This window comes from Hymenobacter lutimineralis (genome assembly GCF_008271285.1).
Classification (GTDB): Bacteria; Bacteroidota; Bacteroidia; order Cytophagales; family Hymenobacteraceae; genus Hymenobacter; species Hymenobacter lutimineralis.
In genome coordinates this window covers 133,019-143,366 of sequence record NZ_VTHL01000010.1, presented here as the reverse complement: position 1 = coordinate 143,366, position 10,348 = coordinate 133,019, and the positions used below count along the sequence as shown (strand labels likewise).

Annotated in this window: 9 protein-coding genes; 4 read left to right on the top strand and 5 right to left on the bottom strand. The window is 61.5% G+C overall.

Going from position 1 to position 10,348, the window contains the following annotated elements:
* Positions 1-555 precede the first annotated feature (555 nt).
* Positions 556-1,404 carry a DUF5694 domain-containing protein gene (locus FY528_RS11255; RefSeq protein ID WP_149071108.1) on the top strand — a complete coding sequence of 283 codons (849 nt, stop codon included), beginning with the start codon at positions 556-558 and terminating at the stop codon, positions 1,402-1,404.
* Positions 1,405-1,555: 151 nt separating this feature from the next.
* Here the strand turns inward: FY528_RS11255 and lpdA are convergent, their stop codons facing one another.
* Positions 1,556-2,962 carry a dihydrolipoyl dehydrogenase gene (lpdA, locus tag FY528_RS11250; protein ID WP_149071107.1) on the bottom strand — a complete coding sequence of 469 codons (1,407 nt, stop codon included), beginning with the start codon at positions 2,960-2,962 and terminating at the stop codon, positions 1,556-1,558.
* Between the two features lie 234 nt (positions 2,963-3,196).
* On the bottom strand, positions 3,197-4,858 hold the full coding sequence (locus FY528_RS11245) for a M1 family metallopeptidase (RefSeq protein ID WP_149071106.1): 1,662 nt from the start codon (positions 4,856-4,858) through the stop codon (positions 3,197-3,199).
* A gap of 157 nt (positions 4,859-5,015) precedes the next feature.
* Between FY528_RS11245 and FY528_RS11240 the strand changes: the two genes are divergently transcribed.
* The 3 genes from FY528_RS11240 to FY528_RS21250 all read left to right on the top strand — a co-directional run bounded on the left by FY528_RS11240 (position 5,016) and on the right by FY528_RS21250 (position 8,286).
* A complete protein-coding gene (locus FY528_RS11240) occupies positions 5,016-6,989 on the top strand; it encodes a sialate O-acetylesterase (RefSeq protein WP_187632087.1) in 1,974 nt (657 codons plus the stop codon).
* A gap of 76 nt (positions 6,990-7,065) precedes the next feature.
* Positions 7,066-7,995 (top strand): drug/metabolite exporter YedA, encoded by a 930-nt coding sequence (gene yedA, locus FY528_RS11235; protein ID WP_149071104.1) that lies wholly within the window; start codon positions 7,066-7,068, stop codon positions 7,993-7,995.
* 114 nt (positions 7,996-8,109) lie between these two features.
* Positions 8,110-8,286: a hypothetical protein gene (locus FY528_RS21250; RefSeq protein ID WP_187632086.1), complete on the top strand. Its 177-nt coding sequence runs from the start codon at positions 8,110-8,112 to the stop codon at positions 8,284-8,286.
* 69 nt (positions 8,287-8,355) lie between these two features.
* Here the strand turns inward: FY528_RS21250 and FY528_RS11230 are convergent, their stop codons facing one another.
* From FY528_RS11230 to FY528_RS11220, 3 genes are all read right to left on the bottom strand, one after another.
* Complete coding sequence (locus FY528_RS11230) at positions 8,356-9,006, bottom strand: sterol desaturase family protein (RefSeq protein ID WP_149071103.1); 651 nt, start codon at positions 9,004-9,006, stop codon at positions 8,356-8,358.
* Positions 9,007-9,075: 69 nt separating this feature from the next.
* Positions 9,076-9,630: a shikimate kinase gene (locus FY528_RS11225; RefSeq protein WP_187632085.1), complete on the bottom strand. Its 555-nt coding sequence runs from the start codon at positions 9,628-9,630 to the stop codon at positions 9,076-9,078.
* A 36-nt stretch (positions 9,631-9,666) separates the two neighbouring features.
* On the bottom strand, positions 9,667-10,317 hold the full coding sequence (locus FY528_RS11220; RefSeq protein ID WP_149071101.1) for an HAD family hydrolase: 651 nt from the start codon (positions 10,315-10,317) through the stop codon (positions 9,667-9,669).
* Positions 10,318-10,348: the final 31 nt, after the last annotated feature.

The window sequence follows — 10,348 nt, the reverse complement described above, 5'->3', positions numbered from 1 at the left end:
ATAGAGCGCCGTTGCGGCGCACATAGACAATCAGCGGCGCAAAATGTCTATGTATACTGCTGAATAGAGCGCCGTTGCGGCGCACATAGACAATCAGCGGCGCAAAATGTCTATGTATACTGCTGAATAGAGCGCCGTTGCGGCGCACATAGACAATCAGCGGCGCAAAATGTCTATGTATACTGCTAATACAATCATATATAGTCCCAAAGCAGAAACGGTTGGAGCTCGGGGAACTTCAGCTGCTTCTGCTTTACTAACTTTTCGCCTAGAATTTAGATATAAATAGCCCAGTTCTCCATGGCAATGAGGCAGGCTTTTTTCATGGCTTTGGCATAAATGAGATGGGAATGACTCATGAGGCTATGTCCTCGGCGGAGGCGCGAAACGCCATAGCCGTTACGGCTTTGGCAATGATGGTAGACATGTTATTTGATAAATCACTACTCCTGTTCACCAAGATTGCCTCGAACTTCAACTACATCATCATGTGGCCTTCTGGTAATCAAGCATCTGCCGAAGGGGCTCTACCTTGCAGCCTCTTTAAGTCAAGCTATGAAAACCCTTCTGTTCATGCTCAGCGGCCTGCTCCTGGCCCTGGGAGCCACCGCCCAAACCAAGCCCGCCGAGCTGCTGCTGCTGGGTACGTTCCACTTCCACAACCCCGGCGCCGATATCGTCAAGACGAAATCCTTCGATGTCCTGGCGCCCAAGGCCCAGGCCGAGCTGGAGACCATGACCAACCGCCTCAGCCAGTGGCACCCCGATAAGGTGTTTGTGGAGTGGGACTGGAACAACCAGGCCGAGCTCGACGCGCTTTATACCCTCTACCTGGGCGGGCAGTACGAGCAGGCCATCCAGGCCAAATACCCCAAGCCCGGCCAGCGCGACTTTTACCTGAAAAACGAGATTATCCAGCTGGCCTTCCGCACCGCCAAGAAAGCGGGCCTGCGCCGCGTGTATGCCTTCGATTACCTGAAAACCACGTTCCCCTTCGACAGCGTGCAGAAGGCTATGCAGCAGGCTCACCAGGAAGCACTGCAGCAGCGCATCGGCGAGCTATTCAAAAAAGTGGAAGCCGACCAAAACCGGAAGCTCAGCACGCTCTCCCTCACCCAGCTGCTGCTCGATTTCAATACCCCCGCCAGCATGCGTGAAAACAAAGGCGCCTACCTCGACCTGCTCAACAAGGCCGGCAGTGTGGAGAGCTTTGCCGGGCCCTGGCTGGTGTCGGAGTGGTACCGGCGCAACCTCTACATGTTCTCGGTGGTGCAGAAAACCGTGGAGCCCACCGACCAGCGCGTGCTGGTGCTGGCGGGCTCGGCCCACACCGCCATGATACGCGAGTTTGCCCAGCACGATTCGCGCTTCCAGCTCAAGGAGTTGAAGGACGTGCTGAAGTAGCACCGCCCGCCGGCTGCCAACGCAAAAGCGGCTGAAGCTCCCGGGAGTTTCAGCCGCTTTTTTGATTGAGCAACGAAGCGGTAGAGATGCTTCGGCTTCACTACGTTCCGCTCAGCATGACGTTCTTCTGAACTGCTGAGCCGTTTTGAGCTTACATGTGAATGGCCCGGTTCTCGGTGGCGGCGAGGCAGGCTTCCTTCATGGCTTCGGCGTAGGTGGGGTGGGCGTGGCTCATGCGGGCTACGTCCTCGGCGGAGGCGCGGAACTCCATGGCCGTTACGGCTTCGGCAATGAGGTCGGCGATGCGGGGGCCGATCATGTGCACGCCCAGGATTTCGTCGGTTTCCTTGTCGGCCAGCACTTTCACGAAGCCGTCGAGGTCCATGGAGGCGCGGGCGCGGCCCGAGGCACGGAAGGGGAAGGAGCCGGTTTTGTAGGCTTTGCCCTGCTCCTTCAGCTGCTCCTCGGTGTAGCCCACGCCGGCCACTTCGGGCCAGGTATACACCACCCCGGGGATGAGCAGGTAGTTGATGTGGGGCTTCTGGCCGGCAATGGTTTCGGCCACAAACACGCCTTCTTCCTCGGCCTTGTGGGCCAGCATAGCCCCCCGAATCACGTCGCCGATGGCGTAGATGCCGGGCACGGAGGTTTGCAGGTGCTCATCCACCTTGATGCGGCCCCGCTCTTCCATCTGCACACCGGCAGCTTCCAGGTTTAGGCCCGCGGTGTAGGGGGAGCGGCCCACGGCCACCAGGCAGTAGTCGCCCTCAAACTTCACTTCCTCGCCCTTGGGGTTGGTCGCGGTTACCGTCACGGTGTCGCCCTCGCGGGTGGCGCCGGTCACTTTGTGCGAGAGGAAGAACTCGATGCCGATTTTGCCCAGGATGCGCTTGAGCTCCTTGCCTAGGCCGCGGTCCATGGTGGGGATGAGCGAGTCCAGGAACTCCACCACCGACACTTTCGCGCCGAGGCGGGCGTACACCGAGGCCATTTCCAGCCCGATGACGCCGCCGCCAATCACAATCATGTGCTTGGGCACTTCGCGGATATTCAGGGCCTCGGTGCTGGTGATGATGCGCTGCTTGTCCTGCTGGATGAAGGGCAGCACCGTGGGCTTGGAGCCCGTAGCAATGATGACGTTCTTGGTCTCAATCTGCTGGGCCTCGCCACCAGCGGTGGGCGCAATGCTGATGTGGGTTGCATCGACAAACGAGCCGACGCCGTGCAGGACGTCAATCTTGTTTTTCTTCATCAGGAACTGAATCCCGTCGGTATTGGCCTTCACCACCCCGTTTTTGCGGTCGATGAGCTGGTTCATGTTGATCTGCAGGTCGCTCAGCTCAATGCCGTGCTCCTTGAAGGTGTGCGCGGCGTTGTGGTAGTGCTCCGTCGAGTCGAGCAGGGCCTTGCTGGGAATGCAGCCTACGTTGAGGCAGGTACCGCCCAGGGTGTCGTACTTCTCGATGAGGGCGGTTTTGAGGCCCAGCTGGGCGCAGCGGATGGCTGCTACATAGCCGCCGGGCCCGGAGCCGATGACGGTGACGTCGTATTGGTTCATGCTACGATGAATTCAGTGAGAATCAACTACGGGCGAAGGTACGAACGGTGAATGAGTGAATGCGTGCGTGCGTGAAGTATTGTTCTGGCGCCGCTACTGTGCCTGTCATCCTGAGCAAAGCGAAGGACCTTATCACAATTGAACGACTTGTTCTGGTGGGATAAGGTCCTTCGCTTTGCTCAGGATGACAGGCGTTTTTTTCATTCACTCATTTACTCACTCGCTCATTCACCGCTACTCCACCAGCACCCCGATGTAGTAGTTCTGGGTGTCGGCTTCGAGGTTTTCGCGGGTGATGCCGGGCAGCTCCACGGGCTGGAAGTTGCGGGTAGGCGTGATGGTGCGGTACTCGCCGCCGCGGGCCCGCACGCGTACCGGCATGGCAAAGTCCGGCACGTCGGCAATCCAGCGGGCCAGGGTTTTGCCGTCGGGGGTGAAGCGCACTTCCAGGGTGGGCACGTTGGGGTGGCGCAGGTACTGGTTGATGATGGGCGTAAGGTTCTGGCCGCTTTGCTGGTTGAGGTAGCTCACCACCTGCTCCGTGGTCACGGTTTGGTGGTAGAACGTCTGGCTTAGGCCGCGCAGCATCTGGCGCCACTTTGCGTCGTCGTTTACGGTGAGGCGCAGCATGTGCAGCAGAGCCGAGCCCTTGGGGTACATGTCGCCGGAGCCTTCCTGGTTTACCCCGTACGGCCCGATGATGGGCTGGTCGTTGCGAATCCACTTGCGGGAGCCGTGGATGTAGTCGGCGGCCGCGGCCGGGCCGGCGGTGCTTTCCACGAACATAGCCTCGGAGTACGTGGTGAAGCCTTCGTGCACCCACATATCGGCAATGTCCTGGCTGGTGATGTTGTTGCCAAACCACTCGTGCCCGCTTTCGTGAATGATGATGAAGTCCCACTGGCTGCCGTAGCCGGTGTCGGAGCGGTCCTGGCCGAGGTAGCCGTTCTGGTACTTGTTGCCGTAGGCCACGGCGCTCTGGTGCTCCATGCCCAGGTGGGGCGCGTCCACCAGCTTGTAGCCATCCTCATAAAACGGGTAGGGCCCAAACCAGTACTCAAACGCCTTGAGCATGGGCGGCACGTTGGCGGCGAAGTGCTTTTTGGCTTTGGTCAGGTTTTCGGGCAGCACCCAGTAGTCGAGGGTGAGCGGGCCCTTCTCCCCGGCGTAGGTGCCCCCGCTGAAGCGCCGGTAGTCGCCCACGTTCAGGGCCACGTCGTAGTTGTTGATGGGGTTGTTCACAAACCAGTCGTAGCGGGAGTAGCCGTCCTTCAGCTTCGTGACTTTGCGCAGGCGGCCATTCGACACGTCTTTGAGGCCCTTGGGCACCGAGATGCTGATAAGCATAGAATCCACCTCGTCGGACTGGTGGTCTTTGGTGGGCCACCAGATGCTGGCGCCCACGCCCTGGCAGGCGGTGGCTACCCAGGGCTTGCCGGCGGCATCCTGCGTGAACACGAAGCCCCCGTCCCAGGGGGCTTTCTTGGCCACAATGGGCTGGCCGGAGTAGTACACCCGAAACTCGTCTTTGACCCCCTGGCGGATGGGCTGCGGAAACGTGACGAACACGGCGTTGAACTCCCGCGTGAACGGCACCGCCTGGCCCCGGTACTCCACTTTGTCCACCGCCAGATTGGCAAACAAATCAAACTGCAGGCGGGTGAAGTCCTGGGTGGCCGTGAAGCGAAACAGGTTGGAGCCGCTGATAAAGCGCCTCTCCACGTCCAGCTTCACCTCGAGGTGGTAGTAGTTGATATCGTAGCAGGTGCGCAGGGGCGTGAGGTAGCCGCGCAGGGAATCGGCCCGGGAGGCCACGGGCTTGGGCTGAAGCAGCTGGGCCGCGGCACCCTGAGTCAGGCTCAGCAGCAGGAGTAGCGGCAGGAAGTATCGGAACATGGAAAGCGACGAAAGAAAGGATGGCAGCCAAGGTACTGCGCCGCCAACAGACGCCCGCGTCCGCGCCCCGTTGCGTGGTACCGAAGCCGGCGGGCCGGCTTTTTTCTTACTATTGGCCGCGCAAAGGTTTGTCCACGTTCAAAAGGCTCTTCCATCGATGATTCGTAGTCTGTTGCTCTTGCTTGGTTTGGGTGCAGTAAGCTCCGCGGCTCAGGCCACCGTTCGTTTGCCCCGGCTGGTGGGTTCCCACATGGTGCTGCAGCGCGACGCCCGCCTGCCGCTCTGGGGCTGGGCGGCCCCGGGCGAGAAAGTCAGCCTCACTTTCCAGGGCAAAACGTACGCCACGCAGCCCAACGCCACCGGCAAATGGACACTGACGCTGCCCGCCCTGCCCGCCGGCGGCCCTTACACCATGTCCATTAAAGGCAACAACACCCTGGAGCTAACCGATATTCTGGTGGGCGACGTGTGGCTGGCCTCGGGGCAGTCGAACATGGAATGGCCCCTGCGCGACGCCAACAACGCCCCCCAGGAAATTGCCGCGGCTACCTTCCCGCAGATTCGGCTGATTGACGTGCCCAACGTAATGGCTTCGCGGCCGCAGGCGGAGTTTGGCGGCAACGGCTGGCAGGTGTGCAGCCCGTCCACGGCCGGCGGCTTTTCGGCGGTAGCCTACTTTTTTGCCCGCGACCTGCACCAGCGCTATCAGGTGCCCATTGGGCTGATTACGGCCGAGTGGGGCGGCACTCCGGCCGAGTCGTGGACCAGTGCGGAAGCCCTCAAGGCCCTGCCCGAGTTTACGCCGGCCGTGGAGAAGCTCCGCAGCAACCCGCGCGACATCAGCCAGCAGGTAGCCGACTTTGATGCCCAGGTGGCGGCCTGGCGGCGCAGCCCGGCCGGTCAGGATAAAGGCCACCGGCCCGGTGCCCCGGCCTGGTTCGAGGTGACCTACCCGGCGGCCAGCTGGCCCACTATGCCCCTGCCCGGCGTTTGGGAAGCTACCCCAGGCCTGCAGGCGTTTGACGGGGTGGTATGGTTTCGCCAGGAAGTAACCCTCACGGCCGAGGAGGCCAACCAGGCCGCTCAGCTTAGCCTGGCCCAGGTAGACGACAACGACTCGACCTGGTTTAACGGCACCTTCATTGGCGGCACCAACGGCTACAACGAGCCCCGCCGCTACCCGGTGCCAGCCGCCCTGGTAAAGCCCGGCCGCAATGTGCTGACGGTGCGCGTGGTGGACAACGGCGCGGGGGGAGGCATCTGGGGTGAGGCCAAGGACATGACCCTCACAACCAGCCGCCGCACGGTGCCGCTGGCCGGCAACTGGGCTTATCAGGTAGCCTACGATCAGCAGACCATGCCCCGCAACCCCTTCCCGGCCGGCGCCCAAAACAGCCCCACGGTGCTCTACAATGCCATGATTGCGCCCTTGCTCCCGTACGCCATCAAAGGCGCTATCTGGTACCAGGGGGAAAGCAACGCAGGCCGGGCCGCGCAGTACCGCACCCTGTTTCCAACGATGATTCGGGACTGGCGGCAGCGCTGGGGCCAGGGCGACTTTCCGTTTCTGTTTGTGCAGCTGGCCAACTTTATGCCCGACCAGCCCCAGCCCGCCGACTACGAGTGGGCTGAGCTCCGGGAAGCCCAGGCCCGCACGCTCAGCCTGCCGCGCACCGGTATGGCCACCGCCATCGACATTGGCAACCCAACGGACATTCACCCCCGCAACAAGCAGGAAGTAGGCCGCCGCCTGGCCCTGGCAGCCCGGCAGGTAGCCTACGCCGATAAGCAAGTCTTAGCCGCTGGACCCACCTTCGATAAGCTGCAGGTGCAGGGCAAGGAAGTGCGCATCACGTTCAAAAACACGGGCAGCGGACTGGTGTTGAAAGACGCCAGCGGCCCTACCCTCCGGAGCTTTGCCATTGCCGGGGCCGACCGCAAGTTTGTGTGGGCCCAGGGGCGGCTGGAAGGCAACACGCTCATTCTTTCGAGCCCCCAGGTAGCGGCGCCGGTAGCCGTGCGCTATGGCTGGAGCAACAACCCGTTTGCCAACCTCTACAACCAGGAAGGTCTGCCGGCCCCGCCCTTTCGCACCGATACCTGGCCCGGCATTACCGAGGGCGTGAAGTAAACGCACCCGTTGTTCGTAGCCGCTCAGCGCGTTCTGCCGTAGGTTTGGGGGTGCGTATTTTGCCGCCGCCTTTCTCATGCCTGATTCTTCACCTTCCCGCGCTTCCCTTCTCCTGGCTTTTGCGGCGCTTTACATCATCTGGGGCTCCACGTACCTGGGCATTCGGTTCGCCATCGACTCCATTCCGCCCCTCCTGATGGCCGGCACCCGCTATACCCTGGCGGGGGCCCTGCTCTATGGCTTTATGCGCTGGCGGGGCGAGCCGGCGCCCACGTGGCGGGGCTGGGGCACGGCGGTGGTTATCGGCACCTGCCTGCTGGGCTTTGGCAATGGCGGGGTAACGGTAGGCGAGCAATACATTCCCACTGGCCTGGCAGCCCTGCTGGTGGCCACCGTACCCATGTTTCTGGCCTTGCTGGGCTGGCTAAGCGGGGTTTCGGCGCGGCCTACGCCCTGGGTGGCCCTGGGCCTGGGCTGCGGACTGGCCGGCGTGTACCTGCTGGCCCGTACCCCGGGGGCCTCACACGTAGCCCTGCCCGGCCACGAGGGCATCGGCATTATCTGCGTGCTGACAGCTGCCCTAGTGTGGGCCATTGGCTCCCTGTATTCCAAGAAACACCAGCCGGCCCCTTCTCCCTTTGTGTCGGGCGGGATGCAGATGCTCTGTGGGGGCCTGGTGATGGTGGTGGTGGGGCTGCTGCGGGGCGAGGGCGCGGGGTTCAGCCTGGGGGCCGTGACGGAAAAATCCTGGCTGGCTTATGCTTACCTGGTCACGTTCGGCTCCATCGTCGGCTTCACGGCCTATATCTGGCTTCTGCGCCACGTAGAGCCTGCCCTGGCCGGTACCTACGCCTTTGTGAACCCCGTAGTGGCCGTGCTGCTGGGCTGGGCTTTTGCCGGCGAAACACTGAACGCCCAAATGCTGGGCGGGGCAGCATTGATTGTGGTGGCCGTGGTGCTGGTGGTACTGGGCGGGCGGCCCAGAAAGGACGTAGCTGGTAAGTAGGAAGCAACACTCGCAAGAGTACTAAGTCAACTTTTCGCGCCCAAGGGCAGTATCAGGAAAGAAAGCAGCCCACGCGGGCAGCCCCGTTCTCTTCTCTCCCGAAACCACTCCCCTATGAACTCCTTTCGTCCCATGCTGGCCCTGAGCCTGCTTATCGTCCTGACCTTTTCCCTGAGCAGCTGCGAGGTTATCGGGGACATTTTCAAAGCCGGCGCCCTGACGGGCATTATCGGCGTGGTACTCCTCGTGCTGCTCATCTGGTGGCTTTTAAACAAAATCCGCCGCCGGTAGCTCGCAGCACCCATACCCACAAAAAAAGGGAGCCTATCGGCTTCCTTTTTCTTTGTTCCATCTGGCTGGTTAGCTGGCTTTCCGGGTTTCCGGCATGGTCCCGATGATGTGGTCCCAGAGTGTGGTCGATACCCCGAAGGCCACTTCATCCTGGCGGTAATGGTGCTGGGCGTGGTGGTGCCACCAGAACTTCAGGAAGTTCTTGGGCGGCGAGTACACGTGAATGGCGTAGTGCACAAACAAGTACAAGGCATAGCCAAACACAAAGCCCGCCAGCACCCCAAACCCGGCATTGCCGAAGGTGAACCGGAAAATAAAGAACAGCAGCGAGGTGACGAATACCGTCAGGATAGGCGGCATGGCCAGGCGGGTTTTGTCTTTCGGGAACTCGTGGTGTACCCCGTGCATGGTGTATTGGAACTTGGCCCGGCTAGGCGTAGTAGGCTTCAGGTGGTAGAGGTAGCGGTGCATCAGGTACTCCACGAACGTGAAGAGAAACCAGCCGCCCAAAAACAGCCCAAAGGCCGAAAGCCCCGATAACAGGCCCTGGCTCAGGCTGTAGTACAGGCTCACGGCGGCTACGCTAAAGAAAATGCTGAGGGGAGCCGCAATGTGGGTATGGGTAAGGCGCTCCAGCAGCGGGTTTTCAAACAGCTGGGCAGAGCCTTTGTGCTTGGGTTTATGCAGTTGTCCCGAGGTTGGGGCAGCTTTCTGTTCCATGGTACTGCAACGAAGGTTTCAAAACGCAAAAGTAGCCACCAGCGCGCACATGCGCACCGGAGCCGTGAATTAAGCCGTAGTAGTGTAGCGCTGGACCAGCGCCCACACCGCTTCGGTCGTGCAGGCGGGCGGGGTACACCGAAGCTCGGCCTGGGCGTAAAACCCTGTACGGGCGGCTATGGTTTCAGAAAGGCGCAGCTTCAGGGCCTCCAGATCTGGCAAGGCGGCCAGCAGGGGCCGGGAAGCGGCCTGGTGCTGCAGGCGGGCTACCAGCTCCGGCACGGGCACATCCAGCCACAGGGTTAGGCCCGCCGCTTTCAGGGCGTCCATGGTTCCGTGAAAGCAAGGCGCCCCGCCGCCGGTAGCCAGCACCAGCCGGGGGTGCTCCGCTATCAGCTCGCGGGCTACCCGCGCTTCCACCTCGCGAAAATAGTCCTCTCCTTCGGCCGCAAAGATTTCCGCCACCGTGCGCTGCTCCCGCTGCACAATTTCTTCGTCGAGGTCCCGGAAAGGCAGGCCACCGCGCACGGCCAGTGCCCGGCCCAGGGTAGTTTTGCCGGCTCCGGGCATCCCAATCAGAAACAGGCGCATAGCGTCGGAAAAGGCTAGAGTGAAGGAAAACAAAGGGGGCCGAAGGTAGCACCGGGCAGCTAAAAGGCCCTACACGAGGCCCTGGAAAAAAGCATCCTGAAAATCGGGGGAGAAATGCAGCACGTTGGGCAAGAGCTCAAACTCCTGGGCCTGATGGGTAGTAGTAAGCACCACGGCGGGCATGCCGGCCCGCTGCGCCGCTTCTACGCCTTTGGGCACGTCCTCGAACACCAGGCAGTCGGCCGGGGCTACCTGGAGTTGGGCGGCGGCTTTCAGAAAGGTTTCGGGGTGGGGCTTGCTAAAGGTCACGTCATCGGCGCTGACCACGGCCTGGAAGTAGTGCCGGATGTTGAGGTTGTCCAGCACAAAGTCGATGTTGAACGGAATAGCCGCTGAAGCAATGGCCATGGATATGCCGCGCTGGTGGGCTTTTTCCAGAAACTCACCCAAGCCCGGCAGCAAGGCCAGGTGCGGGCGGTACGCCTGCTGGTACCGTTTTTCCTTGGCCAGGGCCAGCCGGTCCATTTCCTCGGCAGTGAAGCGGTCCGGCCCAAACAGCCGCCCAAGGACCTCCTGGTTTTTGCCGTACATCTGGGGCTTCACCTCTTCCCAGGTCAGGCCGCTGCCCAGCTCATCGTTGAGCAGCTGCTGCCAGGCCTGGGTATGGTAGTCCATGTCGTGAATCATGGTACCGTTCAGGTCGAAGATAAAGGCTTTCATACGAGGGGTCAGGAGTCAGAAAGAAGGCCGC